General features: G+C 71.2%; 24 protein-coding genes, 1 tRNA gene and 1 other RNA gene. 11 read left to right on the forward strand and 15 right to left on the reverse strand.

What is annotated here, in order from left to right:
* Positions 1-6 precede the first annotated feature (6 nt).
* From BJ986_RS05775 to BJ986_RS05790, 4 genes are read right to left on the reverse strand one after another with little or no spacing between them, the layout of a single operon-like run.
* Positions 7-561 carry a DUF5063 domain-containing protein gene (locus BJ986_RS05775; RefSeq protein ID WP_179421126.1) on the reverse strand — a complete coding sequence of 185 codons (555 nt, stop codon included), beginning with the start codon at positions 559-561 and terminating at the stop codon, positions 7-9.
* A complete protein-coding gene (gene recR, locus BJ986_RS05780) occupies positions 554-1,153 on the reverse strand; it encodes a recombination mediator RecR (RefSeq protein WP_179421127.1) in 600 nt (199 codons plus the stop codon). The genes BJ986_RS05775 and recR overlap by 8 nt, the downstream gene beginning before the upstream one ends.
* A 10-nt stretch (positions 1,154-1,163) precedes the next feature.
* The gene (locus tag BJ986_RS05785; protein WP_238338056.1) at positions 1,164-1,739 is read right to left on the reverse strand and encodes an SRPBCC family protein; all 576 of its coding nucleotides are present in this window, start codon (positions 1,737-1,739) and stop codon (positions 1,164-1,166) included.
* The gene (locus BJ986_RS05790; RefSeq protein WP_179421128.1) at positions 1,736-3,955 is read right to left on the reverse strand and encodes a DNA polymerase III subunit gamma and tau; all 2,220 of its coding nucleotides are present in this window, start codon (positions 3,953-3,955) and stop codon (positions 1,736-1,738) included. The genes BJ986_RS05785 and BJ986_RS05790 overlap by 4 nt, the downstream gene beginning before the upstream one ends.
* Before the next feature lie 95 nt (positions 3,956-4,050).
* Between BJ986_RS05790 and BJ986_RS05795 the strand changes: the two genes are divergently transcribed.
* Together BJ986_RS05795 and BJ986_RS05800 are read left to right on the forward strand one after the other, a co-directional pair.
* Positions 4,051-4,746, forward strand: coding sequence for an ABC transporter ATP-binding protein (locus BJ986_RS05795; protein ID WP_179421129.1), 696 nt, complete (start codon positions 4,051-4,053; stop codon positions 4,744-4,746).
* Positions 4,743-6,146, forward strand: coding sequence for a hypothetical protein (locus BJ986_RS05800; protein ID WP_179421130.1), 1,404 nt, complete (start codon positions 4,743-4,745; stop codon positions 6,144-6,146). Before BJ986_RS05795 ends, BJ986_RS05800 begins: the two co-directional genes overlap by 4 nt.
* Positions 6,147-6,159: 13 nt before the next feature.
* Here BJ986_RS05800 and ffs read toward each other — a convergent pair.
* An RNA gene (gene ffs, locus BJ986_RS05805) (signal recognition particle sRNA small type) lies at positions 6,160-6,256 on the reverse strand.
* 103 nt (positions 6,257-6,359) lie between these two features.
* Here ffs and BJ986_RS05810 point away from each other — a divergent pair.
* The 5 genes from BJ986_RS05810 to BJ986_RS05830 all read left to right on the forward strand — a co-directional run bounded on the left by BJ986_RS05810 (position 6,360) and on the right by BJ986_RS05830 (position 10,569).
* Positions 6,360-6,821: a DUF3817 domain-containing protein gene (locus tag BJ986_RS05810; RefSeq protein WP_179421131.1), complete on the forward strand. Its 462-nt coding sequence runs from the start codon at positions 6,360-6,362 to the stop codon at positions 6,819-6,821.
* A 41-nt stretch (positions 6,822-6,862) separates the two neighbouring features.
* Positions 6,863-6,950: transfer RNA gene (locus BJ986_RS05815), tRNA-Ser, on the forward strand.
* Between the two features lie 131 nt (positions 6,951-7,081).
* Positions 7,082-7,639, forward strand: coding sequence for a hypothetical protein (locus tag BJ986_RS05820; protein WP_179421132.1), 558 nt, complete (start codon positions 7,082-7,084; stop codon positions 7,637-7,639).
* A 92-nt stretch (positions 7,640-7,731) separates the two neighbouring features.
* Complete coding sequence (locus BJ986_RS05825; RefSeq protein WP_179421133.1) at positions 7,732-9,639, forward strand: propionyl-CoA synthetase; 1,908 nt, start codon at positions 7,732-7,734, stop codon at positions 9,637-9,639.
* Between the two features lie 9 nt (positions 9,640-9,648).
* Positions 9,649-10,569 carry an AEC family transporter gene (locus tag BJ986_RS05830; RefSeq protein WP_179421134.1) on the forward strand — a complete coding sequence of 307 codons (921 nt, stop codon included), beginning with the start codon at positions 9,649-9,651 and terminating at the stop codon, positions 10,567-10,569.
* A gap of 26 nt (positions 10,570-10,595) precedes the next feature.
* On the opposite strand, the gene BJ986_RS05835 is transcribed toward BJ986_RS05830, so the two are convergent.
* Positions 10,596-12,254 (reverse strand): helicase HerA-like domain-containing protein, encoded by a 1,659-nt coding sequence (locus tag BJ986_RS05835; protein ID WP_179421135.1) that lies wholly within the window; start codon positions 12,252-12,254, stop codon positions 10,596-10,598.
* A gap of 17 nt (positions 12,255-12,271) precedes the next feature.
* Between BJ986_RS05835 and BJ986_RS05840 the strand changes: the two genes are divergently transcribed.
* The 3 genes from BJ986_RS05840 to BJ986_RS05850 are packed head-to-tail and all read left to right on the forward strand — an operon-like array spanning position 12,272 to position 13,583.
* Entirely contained in the window at positions 12,272-12,568 is a 297-nt protein-coding gene (locus BJ986_RS05840; RefSeq protein WP_179421136.1) for a type II toxin-antitoxin system VapB family antitoxin, read from the forward strand.
* 44 nt (positions 12,569-12,612) lie between these two features.
* Positions 12,613-13,143 carry a LytR C-terminal domain-containing protein gene (locus tag BJ986_RS05845; RefSeq protein ID WP_179421137.1) on the forward strand — a complete coding sequence of 177 codons (531 nt, stop codon included), beginning with the start codon at positions 12,613-12,615 and terminating at the stop codon, positions 13,141-13,143.
* 47 nt (positions 13,144-13,190) lie between these two features.
* Positions 13,191-13,583, forward strand: coding sequence for a hypothetical protein (locus tag BJ986_RS05850; protein ID WP_179421138.1), 393 nt, complete (start codon positions 13,191-13,193; stop codon positions 13,581-13,583).
* A gap of 7 nt (positions 13,584-13,590) precedes the next feature.
* Here the strand turns inward: BJ986_RS05850 and BJ986_RS05855 are convergent, their stop codons facing one another.
* From BJ986_RS05855 to BJ986_RS05870, 4 genes are all read right to left on the reverse strand, one after another.
* Entirely contained in the window at positions 13,591-13,950 is a 360-nt protein-coding gene (locus tag BJ986_RS05855; protein WP_238338262.1) for an SPW repeat domain-containing protein, read from the reverse strand.
* A 115-nt stretch (positions 13,951-14,065) separates the two neighbouring features.
* A complete protein-coding gene (locus BJ986_RS05860; RefSeq protein WP_179421140.1) occupies positions 14,066-14,359 on the reverse strand; it encodes an SHOCT domain-containing protein in 294 nt (97 codons plus the stop codon).
* Positions 14,360-14,511: 152 nt separating this feature from the next.
* Entirely contained in the window at positions 14,512-15,183 is a 672-nt protein-coding gene (locus BJ986_RS05865) for a response regulator (protein WP_179421141.1), read from the reverse strand.
* Complete coding sequence (locus tag BJ986_RS05870) at positions 15,180-16,373, reverse strand: sensor histidine kinase (protein WP_179421142.1); 1,194 nt, start codon at positions 16,371-16,373, stop codon at positions 15,180-15,182. Before BJ986_RS05870 ends, BJ986_RS05865 begins: the two co-directional genes overlap by 4 nt.
* A 210-nt stretch (positions 16,374-16,583) precedes the next feature.
* Between BJ986_RS05870 and BJ986_RS05875 the strand changes: the two genes are divergently transcribed.
* Positions 16,584-18,512: a glycoside hydrolase family 15 protein gene (locus BJ986_RS05875; protein ID WP_179421143.1), complete on the forward strand. Its 1,929-nt coding sequence runs from the start codon at positions 16,584-16,586 to the stop codon at positions 18,510-18,512.
* Between the two features lie 110 nt (positions 18,513-18,622).
* Here the strand turns inward: BJ986_RS05875 and BJ986_RS16745 are convergent, their stop codons facing one another.
* From BJ986_RS16745 to BJ986_RS05900, 5 genes are all read right to left on the reverse strand, one after another.
* Positions 18,623-19,072 carry a Rieske 2Fe-2S domain-containing protein gene (locus tag BJ986_RS16745; protein WP_179421144.1) on the reverse strand — a complete coding sequence of 150 codons (450 nt, stop codon included), beginning with the start codon at positions 19,070-19,072 and terminating at the stop codon, positions 18,623-18,625.
* Between the two features lie 12 nt (positions 19,073-19,084).
* Positions 19,085-19,654 carry a DUF6529 family protein gene (locus BJ986_RS05885; RefSeq protein ID WP_179421145.1) on the reverse strand — a complete coding sequence of 190 codons (570 nt, stop codon included), beginning with the start codon at positions 19,652-19,654 and terminating at the stop codon, positions 19,085-19,087.
* A 165-nt stretch (positions 19,655-19,819) separates the two neighbouring features.
* Positions 19,820-21,367, reverse strand: coding sequence for a DEAD/DEAH box helicase (locus tag BJ986_RS05890; protein WP_337794897.1), 1,548 nt, complete (start codon positions 21,365-21,367; stop codon positions 19,820-19,822).
* A 177-nt stretch (positions 21,368-21,544) separates the two neighbouring features.
* Positions 21,545-23,929, reverse strand: coding sequence for a phosphoenolpyruvate synthase (gene ppsA, locus BJ986_RS05895; protein ID WP_179421146.1), 2,385 nt, complete (start codon positions 23,927-23,929; stop codon positions 21,545-21,547).
* A gap of 59 nt (positions 23,930-23,988) precedes the next feature.
* Positions 23,989-24,828 carry a pyruvate, water dikinase regulatory protein gene (locus tag BJ986_RS05900; protein ID WP_337794899.1) on the reverse strand — a complete coding sequence of 280 codons (840 nt, stop codon included), beginning with the start codon at positions 24,826-24,828 and terminating at the stop codon, positions 23,989-23,991.
* Positions 24,829-24,842 lie beyond the last annotated feature (14 nt).

Genomic DNA, 24,842 nt, shown 5'->3' on the forward strand with positions numbered 1-24,842 from the left:
GGCGGGTCAGGGGTGCAGTGCGTCGAACTCGGCCTCGGCCGTGATCTCCTCGTCGGCGTCGAGGCGGATGTGCGCGAGGAGGGACAACAGCGCGCGCAGGGCCCGGGCGCCGGCTTCACCCCAGGTCGAGAGGTAGCTGAACTGCCACCACCACAGGGCCTCGGAGGCGCGGCTCGACTCGTAGTGGCGCAGGCCGTGGGAGAGCGCCGCGGCGATCTCGGCGACGTCTCCGGACAAGGCGCTGCGGGCGACTTCGACGTCGACCATCGGGTCGACGACGTAGGCGTAGTCGTCCAGGCCGTCGAACAGGTTGGCCAGCGCGATCCGCAGGGGGTCGACGTCCACGTCCGGACCGGGGTCGGCCTCGAACCGCTCCTCGGGCACGATGTCCTCGATCGCCCCCAGCCGTGAACCCATCAGCAGCACCTGCGACAGGGCCAGCAGGGTCATCGGCATCGCGGCGGCGGGCTCGCTGCCGGAGGCAACCTCCGTCATGGTCGAGAGGAACGTGCGCGCCTCCGCGGCACAGTCGTCGGCCAGCACCTGCAGGTCGTCAGACATCCAGCAGCCTCCTACCTTCGAACGCGCGGCCCAGGGTGACCTCGTCCGCATACTCCAGGTCGCCACCCACCGGCAGCCCCGACGCGAGCCGCGTGACCCGCAACCCCATGGGGCGCAGGAAACGGGCGAGATAGCTGGCGGTGGCCTCGCCCTCCAGGTTGGGGTCGGTGGCGATGATGATCTCGGTGACCTCGGCCGACGCCAGCCGGGTCATCAGCTCCTTGATGCGCAGGTCGTCGGGGCCGACGCCGTCGATCGGGCTGATCGCGCCACCCAGGACGTGGTACCGCCCGCGGAACTCGCGGGTGCGCTCGATGGCGACCACGTCCTTCGGCTCCTCCACGACGCAGATGGCCGTGCCGTCACGGCGCGGGTCGGCGCAGATCCGGCACTGCTCGGACTCGGCGACGTTGCCGCAGGTCTCGCAGAACCGCACCTTGGCCTTGACCTCGGTGAGCACCTCCACCAGGCGCTTGACGTCGATCGCGTCAGCCTGCAGGAGGTGGAAGGCGATCCGCTGGGCGCTCTTGGGACCGACACCGGGCAGTCGCCCGAGCTCGTCGATCAGGTCCTGGACCACGCCTTCGTACACATCGATGAGCCTATGCCCTCGCGGTGTCACCGCCAGCGAGGACCCTCTCCCGCAGCCCCGCCGCGAGTCCGATGATCGTCAGCTGGTCGACCAGGCCGCCCAGGTGCTGTGCGGCGAACCGGTGCCTGACCGGCGCCAGGCGCAGGCGCAGGTGCATCCGGGTGCCCGTGCCGTCGACCCGCGTCAGGCCCAGGCACCACGTCAGGTGCGTGTGCCCGCGGGTCGATGCGTAGAGCAGGTGGCGGGCGGGCGCGACCTCGACCACGGTGAACGTCGCGTCGGCCCCTCCCCAGTCCGGGACCACGTCGCCGGCCGAGAGCTGCTGGTGGCCCGGGTCGATCCGTCGCAGTCCACGACGTGGCGGCGGGACGACCTTCTCGACGACGGCAGGGAAGTACCAGCCGGCACGTCGCTTCCCGAGCTGGACGATCCATGGCCACACGGCCTCAGGGGGCGCCGCCAGGGTGAACGCCCGGTCCATCACCACGTCGGCGGGAGTCACGACGTCGTCGCCCGGCATCGAGCCCGCACGCTCGGCCACGGTCGGGCGCGTGAGGAGCTCGGCGAAGCGCATGGCGGCGGTCAAGGCCCTTCGTCGATGACCTTGCCGCCGAGCAGCCGCTCGATCACCGGCCGGCCCACCTCACCCAGCTCGGCGATGTCCTCGTCGTCGGCACTGGCGGCGCTGTCGTCGGCGACATAGGTGTCCGGCGTCCGCGCCGGGGCCTCGGCCGCCACCGCGGCCTGCGCGGCGGCCAACCTCGTCCCTTGGCTCGGGGCCTGGTTCGAACCCTGGGCGGGAGCGGCGGGAGCACTGGTCGGGTCGTCGCTGGCCCAGCTGGGTCCTCCGCCGGGACCCGACGATGCGGTCGCCCAGCCTCCACCGGTTTCCGGCGGAGGGCTCGACGCCGCGATTCCTGCGTATGCCGGGTCGGAGCCTGCCGCTGAAGGCCCGGGACCTGGGTCGGTGGCGCGGGCGCGGGGGGTGGGACCAGGCGAGTCACCCTTGACGGCCGGGTCGTCGGACGGGAACCGGGGGGAGGCAGCGACGGTGGGATGGGCCTCCCCGCTCGGCGCAGCGAGGGCGGCGTCGGGGGTCGGGATCCCCTCGACCCGGGCGTCGACGCCGAGCACGTCGATGAGGGCCTGCCGGACCAGGTCGGCGTGCGGACCGTGCCGGAAGGTGTTGGCAATGCCCACGGTCGAGATCCCGAGCACCACCTTGGAGCCGTCGTAGTCGTGGACGGACGCATGCTCCGACAGGAGGGTCCAGGTGGTGCGCTTGTGCTTGAAGATCCACCCGAGGATGTCCGGCCAGGCCCGGCGGATGGCGGCGACGTCGATCCCACCGGTGGGGGTGCCGGGTCGGGCCTCCTCCGCGGCGGGCTGCGCCACGCGCTCCGGAGCGGCCGCCGGCTCAGCGGCCGGCTCAGCGGCCGGCTCAGCGGCCGGCTCAGCGGCCGGCTCAGCGGCCGGCTCAGCGGCCGGCTCAGCGGCCGACGTAGCGACGGGCTCCGCGGTCGCCGGCGTCGGCGCGGGCGGGGGTGCGGGCGACTCAGGCTCAGGCGCGCGCTGGGTAGGCACGGCGGCCGGTTCGGCCACAGCGACCGGGGCAGGCGGTCGGGTCACCGACGGGACGCCCTCGACGTCGAGGCGGCGTTCGAGGCGGTCCAGGCGAGCGGCATACCCGGACTCACCGGAGGCGGCGGGGAGCAGCACGCGCGCGCAGATCAGCTCGAGCTGGAGGCGCGGCGCGGTGGCGCCGGTCATCTCGGTCAGTCCGGCGTTGACGATGTCGGCCGCGCGCGACAGGGCACCACCGCCGAAGGCGGCCGACTGCTGACGCATGCGCTCGAGCTGGTCCTCCGAGACCCCCCGCAACACCGACGAGGCACCGTCCGGGACCGCGGCCACGACGATGAGGTCACGCAGCCGCTCGAGCAGGTCCTCGACGAACCGCCGGGGGTCGAGACCGGTCTCGATGACCCGGTCGACCTGGTGGAAGACACCCGCGGCGTCACCCGCGGCGAAGGCGTCGATGATGGCGTCGAGCAGCTCGCCATCGGTGAACCCCAGCAGGGCGGCCGCACCTTCATAGGTGAGGCCCTCGTCGCCGGAACCGGCGATGAGCTGGTCGAGCACGGACAACGAGTCACGCACCGACCCACCCCCGGCACGGGTCACGAATGACAGCACTCCCGGCGCCACCGCGACCCCCTCCTGCTGGCACAGCGAGGCCATGTAGTCGGACAGCTGGCCGGGCGGGACGAGCCGGAAGGGGTAGTGGTGGGTGCGGCTGCGGATCGTGCCGATGACCTTCTCGGGCTCGGTCGTCGCGAAGACGAACTTCACGTGCTCCGGCGGCTCCTCGACGATCTTGAGCAGGGCGTTGAAGCCCTGCGGCGTGACCATGTGGGCCTCGTCGATGATGTAGATCTTGTAGCGGCTCTGCGCCGGCCCGTAGGACGCGCGTTCCCGCAGGTCACGGGCGTCGTCGACACCACCGTGGCTGGCCGCGTCGATCTCGATGACGTCGACGCTGCCGGCGCCGCCCCGGGCGAGCGCGACACAGGAGTCGCAGGTGCCGCAGGGAGTCGGCGTGGGCCCCTGCTCACAGTTGAGGCACCGGGCCAGGATGCGGGCGCTGGTCGTCTTGCCGCAGCCGCGCGGACCGGAGAAGAGGTAGGCGTGGTTGACCCGCCCCGTGCGCAGCGCCTGCATCAGCGGCTCGGTGACGTGCTCCTGGCCGATGACGTCGGCGAAGGTCTCGGGCCGGTAGCGGCGGTACAGCGCGGTGCTCACCTCGGGAACCCTAGTCGCCCGGCACGACATCCGGGCGCCCGCGTGCACCTGGCGGTCAGGGCCGGGTGGCACACTGACGGCGACGAAGGAGGCAGATGTTCGCACGCCGCCCAAAGGCCACCGCCGAGCCGGGTCCGGACTCGGAACCGGGGACGCAACCGGTCACGCTGACGGCCGCCGGGGTCGCGAAGGAGATCGACGGCAACGTGCTCCTGCGGCCGGTCGACGTCACCGTCGCCTCGGGTGGGTGCGTCGTCCTGCGTGGCGAGAACGGCAGCGGGAAGACCACGCTGCTGCGGATCCTCGCAGGCACCCTCGACCCCTCGTCGGGCAGCGCGAGCCTCGACGGGCAGCCGCTCGACGAACGCGACCCGGCCACGCGCGCCCGGGTCGCCGCCCTGATCGGCTCGCCCACGGCATACCGCGACCTGACCCTCATCGACCACCTCGTGCTCATCGACTCGACCTGGGGCGGGGCCATCGGCACCGCCGACGAGCGGGCCGACGCGATGCTGGCCGAGCTGGAGGTCGACCACCTCTCCGAACGGTTCCCGCACGAGCTGTCCTCGGGACAGCAACACCTGTTCCACCTCGCGATGGTGTTGTTCCGGCCGGCCCGCGTGCTGCTCCTCGACGAACCCGAGCAACGGCTCGACACCCACAAGCGCGGCCTACTCACCGACATCCTGCTGGCCCGCAAGGCTGCCGGGGCGGCCCTCGTCGTCGCCTGCCACGACCCGACCATGACGGCCGCCATCGGTGACGTCGTCGTCGACGTCGCCGGCCCATGAGCAAGGCACCCGGCGAGATCGCGGGTCCGACGACCGACCGCGAACGCCTCGCCCAGGCGCGCGAGGTCATCCGCGGCGGCCTGCCCGACAAGGGCAACGGCAACGCCGTGTATGCCGCCTACGTCGCCGTCATCGCGTCCCTCGTCTACGGCGTCCCGGCGTCGCGTGCCTTCTTCGAGTTCGTCGACCCGGCCTGGTTGTCACGACACCTGACCGGGGTGCAGGGCGTCCTCGTCGTGGGGGCCGTCGTCGTCGCACTTCTCTTGCTGGCGCACCGGCTCGGCTCGGTCAGGGGCCCTGTGGTGCCCGACCTGCCCTACCTCGACCAGGTCGCGGTCAGCGCCCTCGACCGGGCTGTCGTGCTGCGGCGGACGTGGCGGCTCAGCCTCTTCGGCTGCCTGCTCGGCGGCCTGTTGACCGGGGCGGTGGTCGGCACCGGCATGGTCGTCGCCGCCGTGGCGCCGCCGCTGGCCCTCGTCCCGACCACCCTGGGCGGCCTCGTGGTCGGGCTCGGTTTCGCCGGGGCGTGGCTGTGGGGCCAGGTGCGTTCCTGGCCCACCGGCGCCAGGGGTCCCGCCACGGTCCTGCGTGAGGCGCGCTCGCTGCGGGCCCTGCACCACGTGGGCCTGCGGACCCAGGCCGCCCGCGCCGTGACCATCGGTGGTGCGGTGCTCGCGGGCGACCTGCGCGCGGCCAGGCTCGACGTCGCCTCCCCCACGACACGCCTGCGCCGTCGGCGGTTGCGGGCCCGCGGGCCGGTGGCCGTGGTCGCCGCCCGTGACTGGCTGGGCCTGCGACGATCGCCGGGAGCCCTGCTCGTCGGTGCCGTCCTGTCGGGGGCCGGGTGCTGGGCCCTGGCGCAGTCGACGACACCTGGAGTGCCGAACATCGTCGCCTTCGTCGGGGTCGTCGCCTGCTACCTCGGCTACGGCGCGTGGGCGGAGGGCCTGCGGCTACAGGGGGACAACGCGGGGACGCCGCCCCTCATCGGACTGGCCTACGGGCAGGAGGCACTGGCCCACCTCGTGACGCCGTCGATCCTGTATGCCGTCGTGGCGCTGCTCGCCGGTGGGGCGGTCACGCTGACCTCGGGCGGCGGCGCCGTCGCGCTCGCCTGGCCGCTGGGCATGGTCGCGCTCGTGGCGGGCGCGCACCTGATGGCATCCTTTCGCGGCCTGCCGCCCATCTCGCTGTTCTCGCCGGGGTCGGCCGTCCTGTCCGTGACCTTCTGGTACGCCCGGCCGCTGCTGCTCACGGTCATCGCCGGCGTCGCGGCCACGGCGCTGCTCACCCGGTCGGGCGCGTCGAACGCCATCATGGTCCTCGTGCTCGCGTCCTATGCGGCCGTCACGTTCGGGCGGCGCCGGGTGCGGCTGCTCGACGAGGGTCACCGAGCCTGAGCCGGCGGCCACACAAAGGGACACCCCGCGTACCTGGAAGAGCTCTCCTACCCTTGCTGCATTCCTGCCCTGGGGGAGTTCGGAGAGGTACCACCACACGGGGTGTCTGGTCCCAGTCTAGACAGGGGGCGCGCAGGTCTGCGAATCCGCCTGCCCCTCTCGCGCGGACCACCCGAGGGGAGGAGCGAGTGCCCCGGCGGTGAGAATGGCGGCATGTCGCCGCTCACCCTGTTCCGCCGCCTGGCCATCGCTGAAGCCGTCACATGGGGCCTCTTGCTCGCCGGCATGTTCCTCAAGTACGTCACCCGGACGACCGAGCTCGGGGTTCGAATCTTCGGTATGACGCACGGCGTGGTCTTCATCGCCTACTGCCTCACCGCAGTGTTCGTCGCGGTCAACCAGCGGTGGTCCCGCGGGACGCTCGCGCTCGCGCTGGCCTCGGCTGTGCCGCCGTTCATGACCGTGTGGTTTGACCGCCGGGCCGAGCGTCGCGGACAGCTGGACGGTGGCTGGCGGCTGGCACCTGGGCGCGAACGCCCCACCAACCCGGCCGAGCGGGCGCAGGCGTGGATGCTCGCCCGACCCGTGGCTGCAGTGGGTGCAGCCGTGGTCGCCGTCGCCGTTCTGACCACGATCGCGCTGCTCGTCGGGCCACCGGCCAGCTCCCAGACCTGACGATTTCAGGACAAGGCATTCGCTCGGGTAGCCTCCTCGGCGGAGGATTCGCATAGTGGCCTAGTGCGCACGCTTGGAAAGCGTGTTGAGTGAAAGCTCTCAGGGGTTCGAATCCCCTATCCTCCGCCACCAGACGTCAAAGGCCCCCTTGCTCGCACGGGGGCCTTCGTCATGCGCAGCCGGCTCTGCCGCGGGACTGGCTCTGCACAGAGTTCCGGGACAGGATGTCCTCACATCCGCTCGGAGGGAGCACCACCCAGATGGCTCGACAGATCTCGTGGCGTGGAGTGCTGAGTCCGGACGGTCCCGGTGCCAGTCATCCCGAACCCGCGGTGTGGCGGCCCGGCACCCCGCTGGTCCCGCCGCGCTCGATCGTCGACGCCGTCCGCCTGATGCAGTTCGGTGCTGTCCTCGAGGTCGCCGAGATCGTCCGCGGCTTCGCCACGCGGGACCAGCTGCGCGCCGCCATCGTGCACGACGCCGCGGCCGGCCGACTCGTCGCGACCGACGCCGACGTGGACCGCGTCCTGCAGATCACCCTCACGGTCACCACCGTGACCGCGGCCGTGGCCTGCGTCATCTGGCTCGTCATGTCCCGCATCACCGCCCGGGGGTCCCGCTCGGGTCGCATCGTCGCGAGCGGGTTGTTCGCGCTGGACGTGGGCAGCTTCGTCGGCGCCCTGCTGCCGACCGCCGGCACCTTCGGCCAGACGTTCGCCCTGGCCATCCTGGTGATCGGGGCATGGGCCGTGGTCCGCCTCTGGCACCGGGACTCCAGCGCCTACATCAGGTACCAGACCAGGCCGCAGGACGACTAGGGGCGACCACCGCGGCGTGAGGCGCCATGGTCGCGACGAGCAACCGCGCGATGCCTCTGGCGGGTCGCCAGCGCGTGCCGCACGATGGCGACATGGGCAACGGTGCGTACCGCGCGGCATACGAGCAGAGCCTCAGCGATCCCGACGGCTTCTGGGGCGAGGCGGCGACGGCGATCGACTGGATCACGGTCCCGCCGCGGGTGCTGGACTCCGACCGGCCACCGTTCTACCGCTGGTTCACCGGCGGGACGCTCAACACCTGCTTCAACGCCCTCGACCGTCACGTCGCCGCCGGGCGGGGCGACCAACCCGCGCTGCACTACGAGAGCCCCGTCACGAACACCAGCGAGACCATCACGTATGCCGCGTTGCTCGACCGCGTCGCCCACTTCGCGGGGGCCCTCGCCTCACTAGGGGTCGCCAAGGGCGACCGGGTCGTCATCTACATGCCGATGGTGCCGGAGGCGGTCGTGGCGATGCTGGCCTGCGCCCGGCTCGGAGCGGTCCACTCCGTGGTGTTCGGCGGGTTCGCTGCCGCGGAGCTCGCCGTGCGCATCGAGGACGCGAAGCCCACCGTGGTCGTCGCGGCGAGCTGCGGCGTCGAGCCGACCCGGGTGGTCGAGTACAAGCCGCTGCTCGATGCCGCGCTCGACCGCAGCAGCCACAAGCCTGAGTCCGTCATCGTCCTGCAGCGACCTCAGGCGCGCGCCGCCGTCGGCGAGCGCGACACCGACTGGGAGGAGCTCGACTGGGATGAGCTCGTCGCGGATGCAGAGCCTGCCGACTGCGTCGAGGTGGCGGCGACCGATCCCCTCTACATCCTCTACACCTCGGGGACGACCGGCCGGCCCAAGGGCATCGTGCGCGACAACGGTGGCCACGCCGTGGCGCTGCGGTGGTCGATGGGCAACGTCTACGGCATCGGACCGGGAGACACCTGGTTCACGGCCAGCGATGTCGGCTGGGTCGTCGGCCACTCGTACATCGTCTACGCGCCACTCCTGTCCGGCGCGACCTCCGTTCTCTACGAAGGGAAACCGGTCGGGACCCCGGACGCGGGCGCGTTCTGGAGGGTGGTCGCCAAGTATGGCGTCAAGGCCATGTTCACGGCCCCCACGGCCTACCGGGCGATCAAGCGCGACGACCCGGACGGCGAGCTCATGAGGACCCACGACCTCACCAGCCTGCAGACGGTCTTCCTCGCCGGGGAGCGGCTCGACCCCGACACCTACGAGTGGGCGACGCAGCGGCTGGGGGTTCCGGTCGTCGACAACTGGTGGCAGACCGAGACCGGGTGGCCGATCGCCGCCAACCTGCGTGGCCTGGAGCCGATGCCGATCAAGCCGGGCTCACCCAGCGTGCCGACGCCCGGCTTCGACGTGCGCATCCTCGGGGATCGCGGGCAGGAGCTGGCCACGGGCGAGGAAGGCGCCATCTGCATCAGGCTGCCGCTGCCCCCGGGCACGCTGACGACGCTGTGGGGCGACGACGACCGCTACGTGTCGGGCTACCTGTCGGCCTTCGACGGCTACTACCTCACCGGCGACGGCGGCCGCGTCGACGAGGACGGCTACCTCTACGTCATGGGTCGCACCGACGACGTCCTCAACGTCGCGGGGCACCGGCTGTCGACGGGGTCGATCGAAGCTGCCCTGGCCGGCCACCCCGCCGTGGCCGAGTGCGCCGTGATCGGCGTCCACGACGAGCTCAAGGGACAGGTGCCGCGAGCGCTGGTCGTCGTCAAGTCCGGGGTCGACGGGGCGGCCGACGGTGAGCAGATCCGGTCCGAGCTCCTGCGACGGGTGCGCGACGAGGTGGGCGCGATCGCGTCCCTGCAGCGCGTCGACATCGTGACGGCGCTGCCCAAGACACGCTCGGGCAAGATCCTGCGCAGGACGATGCGCGAGATCGCCGACGGGCAGACCCCGAACGTGCCCGGCACCATCGAGGACGCGTCCGTCCTCGAGACCCTCACGCCGGTGCTGCGGGGGCCCGCCTAGCCTGTCCGTGTGCAGGGCGTCCTCAACGGGTTCACGACCATCGGCGTCGTCATCGCCGTCGGAGCCCTGCTCGCCCACCTCAGGATCGTCGATCTCGGTGCACAGCAGGTCCTTTCGCGGATCGCGTTCTTCGTCGCCAGCCCCGCCCTGATGGTGATCACGCTGTCCCGGGCCGACGTCCACCAGGTCCTGTCGGCCAACCTCGTCGCGTCGGTCGCGGGCATCACCGTGGCGGCCGGCACCTACATCGTGCTGGCCCGGACGCTCTGGCACCGCTCGCTCGGCGACACGACGATTGGCGCCCTCTCCGCGGCCTACGTCAATGCCGGGAACCTCGGCATCCCGGTGGCGAGTTACGTGCTCGGCAACGCGGCCTTCGTGGCGCCCACCCTGTTGCTGCAGCTGCTGGTCCTGCAACCGCTCGCGCTGGGGTTCCTCGACGCGGACGCCCACGGGCGGTCCCGCTGGTGGCAGCTGCTCACCCGACCGTTCCGCAACCCCCTGACCGTCGGCTCGCTCGTCGGCGTCGTCCTGTCGGTCACCGGGTGGACGTTGCCCACCGTGGCCGCCGCGCCGCTGGGCCTGCTCGGTGACATGGCGGTGCCCTGCATGCTGGTCGCCTACGGGATCGCACTGCGGCTGGGCCCCGGGCTGGGACGGGCGGGGTCGGCAGCCGAGCTCGCGTGCACGTCCACCCTCAAGCTCTTCGTGCAGCCGGTGGTGGCGTGGTTCGTGGCGAGCGTCCTGCTGGGTGTCGAGGGGCACGCGCTGCTCGCGATCGTCGTCACCTCAGCGCTGCCCACGGCGCAGAACATCTTCGTGCACGCGACCCGCTACCACCGCGCCACGGTGCTGGCGCGGGACACCATCCTCATCACGACGGTCGGCGCGGTGCCGGTGATCCTGCTGGTGGCGGCAGTCCTCGGCTGAGGCCGCCCGGATGCCGGTGGGGCGCGTCAGCGGCGGCGAGCGGTTCCGAAGATGGAGCGGGTGATCTCACGACCCAGGACGGTGCCGGCCGAACGCAGGGCGGACTTGAACGCGCTGGACGTGACCACCTGCTCCACCAGGCTCGGCTGCTCCTTGGCCGGCCGTGGTGCGGGCTGGGACGAGGCGGGTGGGCCGGCCTGAGCCGGCGCAGGGGTCGCCGCCTGGGCGCTGGCCGCGGCCTGCTTGGCCTGCAACATCTCGAAGGCGGAGTCGCGGTTGGTGGCCACGGCGTACTTCGCACCCAGGGTCGACGCCGCGATGATGCCCTTGATGGTGGCGTCGTCCGACGGCGCCATCAGCGACTGCGGCGCGATCATCCGGGTCCACGCCACCGGGGTCGGTGCGCCCCGCTCGGACAGCACCGTCACGACGGCCTCACCGGTGCCGAGCGAGGTGAGCAGCTCCTCGAGGTCATAGGCACTGTGCGGGTAGGTGGAGACCGCCGCCTTGAGCGCCTTGGCGTCGTCGGGGGTGTAGGCGCGCAGCGCGTGCTGCACCCGGTTGCCGAGCTGGGCGAGGACGTCGCCGGGCACGTCCTTGGGTGACTGCGTCACGAAGAAGACGCCGACCCCCTTGGACCGGATCAGCCGCACAGTCTGCTGGATCGCGTCGAGGAAGGCCTTGGACGCGCCGTCGAACAGCAGGTGGGCCTCGTCGAAGAAGAAGACCAGGTTGGGCTTCTCCGGGTCACCCACCTCCGGCAGGTCGTGATAGAGGTCGGCCAGCATCCACATCAGGAACGTGGAGAACAGCGCGGGCCGGTCCTGCACCGCCGGCAGCTCGAGGCAGGTCACCAGGCCCTTGCCGTCCGCGGCCGTCCGCAGCAGGTCCTTGGTGTCGAACTCGGGGGTGCCGAAGAACGCCTCCGCGCCCTGGTCGGCGAAGGTGATGAGCTCGCGCAGGATCACCCCGGCCGTGGCCGAGGAGAGGCCGCCGAGCTCCTTGAGGTCTGCCTTGCCCTCGTCGGAGGTCAGGAACGACACGACCGCGCGCAGGTCCTTGAGCTCGTCGAGCCACAGCTGCTTGGAGTCGGCGTAGTGGAACACCAGGCCGAGGCTCGACTCCTGGGTCTCGTTGAGCCCGAGGACCTTGGAGAGCAACGTGGCCCCGAAGGAGGACACGGCCGCGCGGATGGGGATGCCGTTGCCGATCCCGCCGAGCGAGAGGAACTCGGTGGGGTATGCCGTGCCGGTCCACTGCTGCCCGACCTCCGCCGCGCGGGAGGTGATCCGGTCGTTGGCCTGCCCCGGCGTGGCCATGCCCGACAGGTCGCCCTTGATGTCCGCGAGGAAGACGGGCACACCCTGGCCCGAGAGCTGCTCGGCCATCAGCTGCAACGTCTTGGTCTTGCCGGTGCCGGTGGCCCCGGCGACCAGGCCGTGGCGGTTCAGGGTCGCGAGCGGGACCCGCACCGGCGCATCGGGATGGGCAGTGCCGTCGATGACGGTCGCGCCGAAGAGCAGTGCACCCCCTTCGAAGGAGTAGCCAGCCCGGATCTCGTCGAGCTGGGCGTTGGACGTCGCGTGCTTCTCCGGTGTCGCGTTCTCGGTCACCTTCGGCACTCTAGACCGGCCCCCCTGCACTCGGGCAGGTGTGGATTGGATGAAAGGCCGACCACGCGGCATACCCCTATGGTTGCTGGGTGATCTTCAAGAAGGTGGGCGAAGGACGGCCCTATCCCGACCACGGCAAGCAGACCCCCCGGGACTGGGCGGACGTGCCGCCGCGCTTGGTGCGGCTCGAACAGCTCGTCACCACGAAGCGCACCCTCGACCTCGGCCACCTGCTCGCCGAGGACTCCACCTTCTACGGCGACCTGTTCGCGCACGTCGTGGAGTGGGAGGGGACGCTCTACCTCGAGGACGGGCTGCACCGCGCACTGCGTGCCGCTCTTCAGCAGCGTCCTACCCTCCACGCGCGGGTCCTCGTGCTTGACTGACCCCAAGAGTCTGGGGCCGCGATGACGCGGGCGGAGGTGGGTGCATGAGCTACGTCGTGGAGTCGGGCGCCTCTGCAGCGCGTCGCGCCCGCCGACGCCGTGCCCTGATCACGCTGGGCGTCGTGGCGCTGATGCTGTTCTTCGCCTTCTGGTACGCCTACTCGTACTTCCAGACCAGCAACACCAAACCGCGGGCGGTCCCGACACAGACGTGTACGTCGACGTCCGCCGTGCGGACTCCCGCGCAGGTCACCGTCAACGTCTACAACGCGACCGACCGCGCCGGCCTGGCGGCCAGGACGGCGTCCGACGTGCGCAAGCGTGGCTTCAGGGTGTCGGCCGTCAGCAACGACCCGCTGCAGAAGAAGATCGCCGCCGCCGCCGAGGTGCGCTACGGCGCCACCGGTGCCCCGTCGGCCAAGCTCGTGCTGGCCCTGGTCAAGGGATCCAAGGGCGTCAAGGACAGTCGCACCGACTCCTCGGTCGACCTCGTGCTGGGAAACACGTTCACGGCGCTGACGCCTCCCCCCAAGACGACCCCCGCGGCGGCGGCACCAAGCCCCACCGGTTGCTGAGCCGCGCAACCCCGGTCCGGGAGCGGGCTGCGACGTAGGCTCCCCCCATGATCACGGTGGAGCTGTCGCGCAGCCTCAGCCAGGGCGGGGTGCTCTGGGAGCCCGTGCCGGGCGACCGGTTCACGATCGACCAGCCGAACGTCGTCGGTGAGGTGTTCTGGATCAGCCACCTGACCATCGACGTGCACACCTTCAAGGGACAGCCGTTGTTGGGCTTCAACGGGACCACCGAGTGGGCACTCGACTCGGTGACCCTCGACACCGCCCTGTGGATGCCCCGCGAGGACCAGCTGCGGGTGCTGCTCGGCGAGCGGTTCGCGGGACTGCACCGCGACGGCGACGAGTGGGTCGTCCAGGTGGACGGCGAAGGGGGCCGGGGCACCTTCCGTGACCCCGACCCCGAGTGCGCCTACGCGCTGGCGCTGTTGAGCGTCGTGTGACGACCCGCTAGTGCGAGGTCGCCATGGTGCCCCGGTGATGCGACCGGGTGACCTGGAGATCCGCCGCGCCGACGACGAGGACGACGGCACCGACGATCCACGCGGTCCACGAGATCGGCCGGGTGCCGCTGAATCCCATGATCCAGGGGGCGGCGACCATGAGGGCGCCCATGAGGGCCGTGAGCCCCTCGATGGACATCATGTCCGGCCGCACCAGCTCGATCAGGGCGAGGACGGCGGTGATGGCACCGAGCACGACCATGGTGGTGGTCGCCCGTGTCGTCGTGGTGGTCCACAACGGCGAGAGGGCTGCGTAGGCGCCAGCGATCAGAGCAACGAGATCCTGTGGATGGGTCCATCGCTTCATGGTGGTCACAACCAGCTTTCCTTGAAGATGGTCCGTCGATCCTAGGCGGGCCGAACACCTTGATTGTCTTCCCTCCCAACGAGGTTGGCAATCATCGGCAGGTCCGTCGCGGCCGCTAGGTGGAGGACCCCATCCGCCTCAGGGTGGCGAGCCGCCGCTCGTACTCCTGCTCGTCGATCTCCCCCGCGGCATAGCGCTCGGCGAGCTTGGCCTCCCCGGCGCGCGTCCCGAAGTGGCCCTGCATGCTCCGCCAGCGGCGCATCCCGAAGAACCGGAACGTGGCGAAGATGGCGATGATGAACACCAGCCACAGCAAGGGGAACAGCGGCCACCACGGGCCCGGGCCGTTCCAGTGGTCGTTGTCCGCGGCCAGCGTGGCCGCGGTGGCGCCGGCGATGATGCTCGTCATGATGACTCCTTGGTCGGATTGGGCTGACACCTCAATCCTTCGGCGGGAGAGCACCTTTCGAATCCCACCGGAGGAGACACCTCCCCTGCTCCCCTCGGCGTAGACCGTGACTCCTGGACTACTCCGGCTCGTGGACTACTCCGACCCTTGGACTACTCCGACCAGCCGGGGCGGACCAGGCCGGACTCGTAGGCCAGCACCACGAGCTGGGCCCGGTCGCGGACCCCGAGCTTGACCATCGCCCGGCTGACATGGGTCTTGGCGGTGGCGGGGCTGAGGAACAGCCGCTGGGCGATCTCGTCGTTGGTGAGGCCCTCCCCGACGAGCGCGACGACCTCCCGCTCCCGGTCGGTGAGCTCCGCGAGGCGGCCGGCCGCCGGTGCTGCGTGGGGGCGGCTGCGGGTGGCGAACTCGCCGATGAGGCGCCGCGTGACGCCCGGGCTGAGCAGGGCGTCACCGGCCGCGACCGCGCGCACCCCGCGCAGCAGCTCGGCGGGTTCGGTGTCCTTGACGAGGAACCCGCTGGCGCCGATCCGGACCGCCTCGAAGACGTACTCGTCGAGGTCGAAGGTCGTCAGCACCACCACCCGCGTGCCTGCGAGCCGCTCGTCGGCCGCGATCTGGCGGGTGGCCTCCAGGCCGTCGGTGCCGGGCATCCGGATGTCCATCAGCACCACGTCGGGCAGCGTGTCACGCACCACGGCCACAGCCTCGCCCCCGTCGGCCGCCTCGCCCACCACCTCGATGTCGTCCTCCGCGTCGAGCAGCGCACGGATCCCTGCCCGGAGCAGCGCCTGGTCGTCGGCCAGCACCACCCGGATCACCGCTGGCCACCGGTCGGCAGGTCGGCCTCGACGCGCAGTCCGCCGCCCGCCCCCGGGCCGACCCGCAGCTCGCCACCCAGGGCGCGAGCGCGCTCCTGCATGCCGCTGATCCCGTTGCCCTGCACCAAGTTCGACACCTTCGAGCCCCTGTCCCCATCGTCCTCGATCGTGACCGCGAGCCTGTCAGCCCCGTAGTCGAGCATCACCATGGCACGCTGCGCGTGGGCGTGTCGGACGATGTTGGTGATCGCCTCCTGCACGATCCGGTATGCCGCGAGCTCCACGGCCGCGGACAGTGGCCTCGGCTGCCCCGTCACCGTCTTGGTCACCCGCAGACCCGCGTGACCGCTGCGCTCCACGATGTCGTCGATCCCGGCCAGTGTGGCCACCGGGGACCGTGGGGCGGGGACCCCGTCGAGGCGCAGGACGTCGATGAGTGACCTGAGCTCGGTGAGCGCTTCCTTGCTCGCGTCGCGGATGGCGACCAGGGCAGGTTCGACCTGCTCGGGCCGGCGATCGGCCAGGTGCAGGGCGACGCCGGCCTGCACGTTGATGAGGGACATGTGGTGCGCCACCACGTCATGCAGCTCCTGCGCGATCCGGAGCCGTTCCTCGCCGGCTTGCCGAAGTCTCGTCTCACGCATCGCCTGCCGGTAGGTCGCGGCTCGCTCTCGCCAGCCGCGCACCACCTCGGCGAACGCGAGCAGCACGAGGACCCACGCGAGCAGACCTCCGGCCGCCGGCCACGACCAGGGTGCCGTGTGGAAGGCAAGCCGGCCCAGGGCGTCGCCGGCCAGCACGGCCGCTGCGCCCAGCCAGGCGACGACGCGGTGACCTCGCACGACCGCTGCCACCAGCCCGATGGCGAGACCGAGGAACACCGGTCCGTAGGCGTACCCGCGCAGGAGGTACGCGGAGGCCGCCGCGGCGATGGCTGCCATGGCCTGCACCGGGAACCGCCGTTGCACCGTGATCGCCAGTGGTGCCACCAGGAGCAGCGCGAACGCCAGAGCGTCCAGCGGCCTGCGGGTCGGCTGCGCGTGCGACGCCCCGACGCTGCCGCCGAGCTGGATGACGCCCACCACCAGGGCCAGCAGGTACCGGGGAACCGCGGGAGCCTCCCCGTGCGCCCACTGCTGCCGACCGCGCATCCAGGGGGGACCCCAGGGCAGGTCGGCCGGCTCACGCATACCGCCCAGCCTAGGGACCGCCACGCGGAGGCGGCGTCCCCCGCAGGAGGCAACGCGGCATACCCCCTGCGGCGTAGGCGGTGACGACCAAGGGCGGTGACGTCCGACGGAGGTGACGACCAACGGGTTTGCGCGAACTGCCCATGGCGCGAGGCGCGAAACTGCGGGATCCTGCGAGAGGGCGCCATCGCCCACTCAGGAGGTGACGCCATGGCTGCGACCGTCTCCCCCACGGAGTCATCATCGGCCGGGCGCGGCCGTGAGCAGCGGATCGTGCGCTCGCCGTTCCCGCGCATCGGCGACTACGCCTTCGTCTCCGACTGCCAGGTCACCGCGCTCATCGCCCCCAGTGGCAACGTCGAGTGGATGTGCCTGCCACGGATGGACTCCCCCAGCGTGTTCGGCGCCATCCTGGACCGCGACGCAGGCGGCTTCCGGCTCGGGCCGGCCGACATGCTGGTGCCCACGGCTCGCCGCTACCTCCCGGGGACGATGATCCTGGAGACGTCGTGGGGCACACCGAGCGGCTGGATCATCGTGCGCGACGCCCTGCTGATGGGGCCGTGGCACCACGAGACGGAGCGGGCCCACCGCTACCGGCGGGCACCCACCGACTACGACGCCGAGCACGTGCTGCTGCGGACCATCCGCTGCGTGAACGGCGAGGTGCAGCTGGCGCTCAACTGCGCTCCCGTCTTCGACTACGGCCGCAGGCAGGCGGTCTGGTCCTTCTTCGGCGAGGACTACCACTCGGCCGTCGCCCAGGGCAACGGCCACGACCTCAAGGTGCGCCTCACCACAGACATGCGGCTGGGCATCGAGGGGCCGCAGGCGACGGTGCGCACCCTCATGAAGGAGGGCGACACGCACTACGCGGCCCTCTCGTGGACCGAGCACGAACCACCGATGACGTTCGCCGACGCCTACCGCCGACAGGTGTGGACGGCACACCACTGGCAGCACTGGCTCGCGCGCGGCAAGTTCCCCGACCACCCGTGGCGGACCCACCTGGAGCGCAGCGCCCTCACCCTCAAGGGCTTGAGCTATGCGCCCACGGGGGCCCTGATCGCCGCGCCGACGACCTCGCTGCCCGAGACGCCCAAGGGCGAACGCAACTGGGACTACCGCTACACCTGGATCCGCGACTCGACCCTTGCACTCTGGGCCCTGGACACGCTCGGGTTCGACTGGGAGGCAAGCGACTTCTTCTGGTTCATCGCCGACCTCGCCGAGTCGTCCGACGTGCTCCAGATCATGTATGGCATCGCCGGCGAGAAGGACCTGTCCGAGAGCACCCTCGACCACCTCACCGGCTACGACGGCGCGCGCCCGGTGCGGATCGGCAACGGCGCGTTCGACCAGAAGCAGCACGATGTCTGGGGAGCCATCCTCGACTCGGTGTGGATCCACACGAAGTCGCGGGACACCCTGGACGAGCGGCTCTGGCCCATCCTGTCGGCCTTCGTCGAGGCGGCGATCGAACACTGGCGGGAGCCGGACCGGGGCATCTGGGAGGTCCGCGGCGAGCCGAGGCACTTCACCTCCTCGAAGGTCATGTGCTGGGTGGCTGCGGACCGCGGCAGCAAGCTCGCCCGGGTGCGCGAGAACTTCGAGCTGGCACAGCGCTGGCAGGAGGCCGCGGACGAGATTCACGCCGACATCTGCGCCCACGGCGTCGACGACCGGGGCGTCTTCACCCAGCACTACGACACCGACGCGCTGGATGCCTCGAACCTGCTCATGCCCCTGGTCGGCTTCCTGCCTGCCGACGACCCCCGGCTCCACGACACCGTCGTCGCCATCGCGGACGAGCTCACCGACGACGGCCTGGTCCTGCGCTACCGGGTGGAGGAGACCGACGACGGCCTGTCGGGTGAGGAGGGGACGTTCACGATCTGCTCGTTCTGGCTGGTGTCGTGCCTGGCCATCGTGGGCGAGAAGCATCGTGCCCGTCGCCTGTGCGAACGCCTGCTCAACCTCGCGACGCCGCTTGGCCTGTATGCCGAGGAGATCGACGCCGCGAGCGGGCGTCACCTCGGCAACTTCCCCCAGGCCTTCACCCACCTGGGACTGATCAACGCGGTGCTCAAGGTGATCGCCGCCGAGGAGCTGGATGACGACGAGCCGCTGTCGCCCTAGGAGCGGGCGCGGCTTCAGGAGAGGGCGATGAGGGCGCCGATCGCGAAACCAGCTGCTGCGAGCCAGAGCAGAGTCGGGAGTGCCGACCACAGACGGGACATGACCTCTCCTCAGGTGGTGGTGTAGACGACGCCGTCGCGGACGACGACGGGCACCGCTGGCAGGGGACGCGTCGCCGGCCCGGCGATCACCGCGCCGCTGGTGGCGTCGAAACGGCTGCCATGGCAGGGGCACACGATCGCCCCGGCCGCCACCGACGACACCGGGCAGCCCTGGTGCGTGCAGATCGCCGAGAATCCGTGGACGTCCTCGCCGGCTCCGCGCGTGAGGACGATCGAGTCGTTGCCGACGACCAGCCCTCCTCGGCTGGGCACCTGGTCGAGGCGAGCCAGCTGACGATCGCGGTGAGCGGCGATGGGGCCGTAGGCATTGGCCGCCGTGCCGGGTCGGGTGACCTCGGACCGCGCGGCTCGCGCGACCACGAAGCCGGCGACCGCAGCAACCCCCGCAACGGCTGCCCCTTGCAGGAGGGAGCGACGCGACAGCGGGGGGATCGGCACGCAGGCCTCCTCTCAGAACAGGGGCAGGCCCGACCGGGTGAAGAACCAGAGAGCGGCGCTCAGCCAGGTCAGCACGAGCGAGCCGAGCACCGTCCCGCCGAGCACGGGGAGTGCCCAGCCCGGGGCTGTCTGGAGCCGCAGGCCGAGCATCTTCGCGGCATACGCCCCGTAGAAGACGCAGCCGGCGACACCGTGCAGCAGCACCCGCGGGCTGGAGACCCCGAAGCCCAACGCCCACAGGCAGTGGAAGGCGACCGGGAGGGTGGCCACGAAGGCGATGCTGCCGCTCCACCGGTGCAGGGGGGCGACCCAGTCCGGCGCCGCTCCAGCTCCCGGTAGCCGACCCCACATCCACAGCGCGGTGAGCAGCTGCGCGACGAGCAGGGCGACGGCGAGGGCACCCAGCCAGACCTTCATCTGGAGCATGCCCGAGAAGCCCAAGGTGAGCAGCGGGCGCGCGCTCGGCGTGTGCACCTTGGCGTAGGCACCCAGGGCGACGCTGACCCCGGCGCCGCCGAGCAGCGCGGCGCTGAAACCACCCCGAGCCAGCACACCTGCGGCTCGGACGTCGTGCGACGCCATGGCGCCATGGTCCCACCGACGCGGGGCGGGTCGCTCCGCCAAACGGCGGGGTCGTCTGCGGTCCGACCTCAGCCCTGCGAGCTCAGGGGTCGTGGCTCAGCAGTCGTGGCTCAGCAGTCGTGGCTCGGCGGTCCTAGCGCAGACCGCTCCGAGCTCAGCCGTCGGTCAGCGTGGTCCGCGGGATCCGCGCCCCGCGGAGAACGCAGCGATGCCGCCGCCCGAACGCGAGGTGCCCTGGCTCGACCCACGGCGGGCCGACGAGCTGCGCTGCTGGGAACCGGAGGATCGGCCGCCCTGGCCGCCGCCCTGGCCGCGCGAGTCCTGCTGGCGCGACGAGGACTCGGAGCGCGAGGACTGCGAGCGCGAGGACTGCGACGAGCCACTGCGACCGCGGCCACCGCCTGCGGAGGAGCGCCCGGCGCCCCCCTGCTGACGGGGTGCGCCAGAGCCGCCCCGACCGCGCGATCCGTTGCCGTTGGCGGGCTTCTCGACCACCGGAGCCGGCGTGACGAGGTCCGCCGCGGGTCCGGTCAGGTCGCCGATGGCTGGGTGGCCGGGGGCGACGTCGACGGCGGTGGGCTTGATGCCGGCCTGACGCATGAGGGTGCGGGTGTCACCGCGCTCCTCGGGCGTGCTGACGGTGACGACGACGCCCTCGGCGCCGGCCCGGGCCGTGCGCCCGGAACGGTGCAGGTAGGCCTTGTGCTCGGCCGGGGGGTCGACGTGCACGACCAGGCTGACGCCGTCCACGTGGATGCCGCGAGCCGCGATGTCGGTGGCCACGAGCACCCGGCTGGAGCCGTCGCTGAAGGCCGCCAGGTTGCGCTGTCGCGCGCTCTGGGACAGGTTGCCGTGCAGGTCGACGGCGGGGATGCCCGAGGCGGTGAGCTGCTTGGCCAGCTTCTTGGCAGCGTGCTTGGTGCGGGTGAAGGCGAGCGTGCGACCCTGTCCTGCCACGAGCTCACGCACGACGGCCGGTTTGTTGTCGCGCGAGACGTTGAACAGGTGGTGGGTCATCGCCGGCACCGGGGAGGCCGCGCTGTCGACGCTGTGCGTCACCGGGTTGTGCAGGTAGCGCTTGACCAGCTGGTCGATCGCGTTGTCGAGCGTCGCCGAGAAGAGCAGTCGCTGGCCGTCGCGCGGGGTGGCGTCGAGCAGCCGCTTCACGGCCGGCAGGAAGCCCAGGTCGGCCATGTGGTCCGCCTCGTCGAGCACCGTGACCTCGACGTCACCCAGGCGCACGTGGCCCTGGCCGATGAGGTCCTCGAGGCGGCCCGGGGTCGCGATGACGATGTCGACCCCGCGACGCAGTGCGGCCACCTGCGGGTTCTGCCCCACGCCACCGAAGATGGTCATGGTGCGCAGCTCCAGCGCAGCGGCCAGCGGGGTCATCGTCTCGGCGACCTGGATGGCCAGCTCACGGGTCGGGACGAGGACGAGCGCGCGGGGGGTGTGCGGCGCGCGACGTCGCCCTGACGCGGCGAGGGTCGCGATCGTGGGCAGCGAGAACGCCACCGTCTTGCCGCTGCCCGTGCGGCCGCGGCCCAGGACGTCACGGCCCGCGAGCGAGTCGGGCAGGGTCGCGGCCTGGATCGGGAACGGCGCGTCGATTCCGCGCTCACGCAGGGCTGCGACGACGCGCGGGTGGATGCCGAGGTCGGCGAAGGCGACCCGGGCGGGGGCGTTGTTGGGGGACACAGCGTGGGGGGACACAGAGGACTCTCATCAGCAGTAGGGAGTGGCCGAAGATGCTGGACCACTCACGAATCCTGTGAGCTGACGGCGCCAACCATGAGTTGGGGCGCGGAGCAGACGACCTTGGGTGCACGACGGTGCGCACGCAGTGGTTGCAACCCTATCGGGAGGCGCGTTCATTCCCGAATCGGCAGGTCAGGCCTGGGCCGGTGCCCCACGCCGGGCGAGCCGGAGCCAGGTCTCGACGACGGTGTCGGGGTTGAGGGACATCGACTCGATGCCCTGGTCCATCAGCCAGTCCGCGAGGTCGGGGTGGTCTGACGGGCCCTGGCCGCAGATCCCGACGTACTTGCCGCGCGCCCGGCAGGCCTCGATCGCCATGGTGAGCATCTTCTTCACCGCGGGGTCGCGTTCGTCGAACCCGCCTGCCACCAGCGCCGAGTCGCGGTCCAGGCCCAGGGTCAGCTGGGTGAGGTCGTTGGACCCGATGGAGAACCCGTCGAAGTGGTCGAGGAACGCGTCGGCGTTCACGGCGTTCGACGGGACCTCGCACATCATCACGACCTGGAGGTCGTTCTCGCCGCGTCGAAGTCCGTTCTGCCCCAACAGGTCGATGACTCCCTGCGCCTCAGTGAGCGTGCGCACGAACGGGATCATCACCTTGACGTTGGTCAGGCCCATCTCGTCGCGCACCAGCCGCAGGGCCTCGCACTCCATCGCGAAGCACTCGGCGAACTCCGGGGACAGGTATCGGGCCGCGCCGCGGTACCCGATCATCGGGTTCTCCTCGTGCGGCTCGTAGCGCTGCCCACCCAGCATCCCGGCATACTCGTTGGACTTGAAGTCGCTCATCCGCACGATCACCGGCTCGGGCGCGAACGCCGCCGCGAGCATCGAGACACCCTCGGCGACGCGCTTGACGAAGAAGTCGCGCGGGCCGTCGTAGGCCGCGATGAGGGCCTCGATCTCGGTGCGGAGCCCGGGCTCCTGGTCCTCGAGCTCGAGCAGGGCCCTGGGGTGGATGCCGATCTGGCGGTTGATGATGAACTCCAGGCGCGCCAGCCCAATTCCCTTGTGCGGCAAGCGCGAGAACTCGAACGCCTGGTCCGGCGTGCCGACGTTCATCATGATCTTGACCGGCACGTCGGGCATGTCGTCCAGCGCGGTCTCGGTGACCGAGAACGCGCGCAGGCCCTCGTAGACGAAGCCGGTGTCGCCCTCGGCGGCCGACACCGTCACCTCCTGGCCGTCGGACAGCGTGGTCGTCGCCGAACCGCTGCCGACGACCGCGGGGATCCCGAGCTCGCGGGCGATGATCGCCGCGTGGCAGGTGCGTCCGCCGCGGTTGGTGACGATCGCGCTCGCACGCTTCATCACCGGCTCCCAGTCGGGGTCGGTCATGTCGGCGACCAGGACCTCGCCGGGCTGGAACTCGTGCATCGACTCGGCCGAGGTCAGCACTCGCACCGCACCGGCGCCGATCTTCTGGCCGATCGCGCGCCCTTCGGCGATGACCGGGCCGCGCTCGTCCATCCGGAACCGCTGCAGCGTCGAGCCGGACTGGCGCGACTTCACCGTCTCCGGGCGCGCCTGCAGGATGTAGAGCCGGCCGTCGACGCCGTCCTTGCCCCACTCGATGTCCATCGGGCGGCCGTAGTGCTCCTCGATCTTCAGGGCGTGCTGGGCGAGCTCGGTGACCTCGTCGTCGGTCAGGCTCAGCCGGCCCCGCTCCGCCTCGTCCACGGGCACGAAGTCGATCGAGCGACCCACGGCCGAGTCCTGCGTGTAGACCATCTTGGTGGCCTTGCTGCCCACCCCACGCTTGAGGATCGCCGGTCGCCCCGCCCGCAGAGCCGGCTTGTAGACGTAGAACTCGTCGGGGTTGACCGCGCCCTGCACGACCGCCTCGCCGAGGCCGTAGCTGCTCGTGACGAACACCGCGTCCGGGAACCCCGACTCGGTGTCGATGGTGAACATCACCCCCGAGGACCCGATGTCAGAACGCACCATCCGCTGCACGCCCGCCGACAGGGCCACGACGTCGTGGTCATAGCTGGAGTGCACGCGGTAGGCGATCGCCCGGTCGTTGTAGAGCGAGGCGAACACCTTCTTGATCGCGAGCAGGATGTTGTCGATCCCGGCCACGTTGAGGAAGGTCTCCTGCTGCCCCGCGAACGACGCGTCGGGCATGTCCTCGGCCGTCGCGCTCGAGCGCACCGCCCACGTCACCTCCCCGGGGGCGCCCGCCACGAGCTGCTCGTATGCCGCGCGGATGTCGGCCTCGAGGTCCTGCGGGAACGGCTGGCTCTCGACGAGGTCGCGGATCTGGGCGCCGGCCTCGGCCAGCGCCCGGGTGTCCTCCACGTCCAGGTCCGCCAGGGTCGCGCTGATCCGGTCCGCCAGACCCTCGTGCGCAAGGAAACGCCGGTACGCATCCGCCGTCGTCGCGAAGCCGTCGGGGACCCGCACGCCCGCCTTCGACAGGTGCTGGACCATCTCACCGAGCGAGGCGTTCTTCCCACCCACCGTCTCGACGTCGGCCAACCCGAGGTCTTTGAACCAGGAGATGTTGCCGCTCACGGCGATCCTTTCGACAAGCGGCGCGGGCCGCACGGGCGTTGCTGTTCGAGATTGTTGCCTCAACCGAGGTTGTCGAGGCGGCTGGTCTGCATGATGACCGCGGCCATCTCCTCGACCGACATCGAAGCGGAGTTGATCGCGGGGATGCGATGCGCACGATAGAGCGCCTCGGCCCGGCGCAGCTCGAAGCTGCACTGGGCGAGACTGGCATACGTCGATCCCGGCCGGCGCTCCCCCCTCACCTGGCTGAGTCGCGCCGGGGTGGAGAGCAGCCCGTAGCAGCGGTCGACCAGGCCCTGGATGGGACGGGGGAGGCCGCCGGCGGCGAAGTCCTCGTCGACCAGGGGGTAGTTCGCCACCTTGAGTCCGTGCTGGAGGGCGAGGTACATCGAGGTCGGGGTCTTGCCGCACCGCGACGGCGCCACGAGGATCAGGTCCGCCTGCTCGAGGTTGCGCAGGCTCGCCCCGTCGTCGTGCTCCATGGCGAACTCGATCGCCTTCATCCGGGCGTCGTAGCGTCCCTTGTCACCGACGCCGTGCAGGGCCCCGACCCCGTGGGTGGCGTTGACGTGCAGCACCCGCTCCACGGTGTCGAGGTGGGAGCCGAACAGGTCGATGAAGGCGCACTGCGTCTTCTGGAGCTCGGCGCGGATGTCCTCGTCCGAGACGGTGGAGAACACCAGGGGCACCACCGAGTCCGTCACGGCTGCGTCGAGCTCGGCGACGACCGCCTGGGCCTGCTGCACGGTCGTGACGAACGGGATCTTGCGCCGCGTGAAGGAGACCGAGGGGAACTGCTGCAGCATCATGTTGCCGAGCGTCTCGGCCGAGATCCCCGTGCCGCCAGCGACGAAGAACACCGGGGTGGGGGCGGCTGGCTCGTCGGACTCCGGGATCACGCCCCCACCGTTCC

Source organism: Pedococcus badiiscoriae, from assembly GCF_013408925.1.
GTDB classification, from domain to species: Bacteria; Actinomycetota; Actinomycetes; order Actinomycetales; family Dermatophilaceae; genus Pedococcus; species Pedococcus badiiscoriae.

What these genes read in the sequence shown, in the direction of transcription:
- BJ986_RS05775 (WP_179421126.1), bottom strand. Translation starts at nt 561, where the DNA reads ATGTCTGACGACCTGCAGGTGCTGGCCGACGACTGTGCCGCGGAGGCG.
- BJ986_RS05795 (WP_179421129.1), top strand. Translation starts at nt 4,051, where the DNA reads ATGTTCGCACGCCGCCCAAAGGCCACCGCCGAGCCGGGTCCGGACTCG.
- BJ986_RS05800 (WP_179421130.1), top strand. Translation starts at nt 4,743, where the DNA reads ATGAGCAAGGCACCCGGCGAGATCGCGGGTCCGACGACCGACCGCGAA.
- BJ986_RS05810 (WP_179421131.1), top strand. Translation starts at nt 6,360, where the DNA reads ATGTCGCCGCTCACCCTGTTCCGCCGCCTGGCCATCGCTGAAGCCGTC.
- BJ986_RS05820 (WP_179421132.1), top strand. Translation starts at nt 7,082, where the DNA reads ATGGCTCGACAGATCTCGTGGCGTGGAGTGCTGAGTCCGGACGGTCCC.
- BJ986_RS05825 (WP_179421133.1), top strand. Translation starts at nt 7,732, where the DNA reads ATGGGCAACGGTGCGTACCGCGCGGCATACGAGCAGAGCCTCAGCGAT.
- BJ986_RS05835 (WP_179421135.1), bottom strand. Translation starts at nt 12,254, where the DNA reads ATGCCGCGTGGTCGGCCTTTCATCCAATCCACACCTGCCCGAGTGCAG.
- BJ986_RS05845 (WP_179421137.1), top strand. Translation starts at nt 12,613, where the DNA reads ATGAGCTACGTCGTGGAGTCGGGCGCCTCTGCAGCGCGTCGCGCCCGC.
- BJ986_RS05850 (WP_179421138.1), top strand. Translation starts at nt 13,191, where the DNA reads ATGATCACGGTGGAGCTGTCGCGCAGCCTCAGCCAGGGCGGGGTGCTC.
- BJ986_RS05855 (WP_238338262.1), bottom strand. Translation starts at nt 13,950, where the DNA reads ATGAAGCGATGGACCCATCCACAGGATCTCGTTGCTCTGATCGCTGGC.
- BJ986_RS05860 (WP_179421140.1), bottom strand. Translation starts at nt 14,359, where the DNA reads ATGACGAGCATCATCGCCGGCGCCACCGCGGCCACGCTGGCCGCGGAC.
- BJ986_RS05870 (WP_179421142.1), bottom strand. Translation starts at nt 16,373, where the DNA reads ATGCGTGAGCCGGCCGACCTGCCCTGGGGTCCCCCCTGGATGCGCGGT.
- BJ986_RS05875 (WP_179421143.1), top strand. Translation starts at nt 16,584, where the DNA reads ATGGCTGCGACCGTCTCCCCCACGGAGTCATCATCGGCCGGGCGCGGC.
- BJ986_RS05885 (WP_179421145.1), bottom strand. Translation starts at nt 19,654, where the DNA reads ATGGCGTCGCACGACGTCCGAGCCGCAGGTGTGCTGGCTCGGGGTGGT.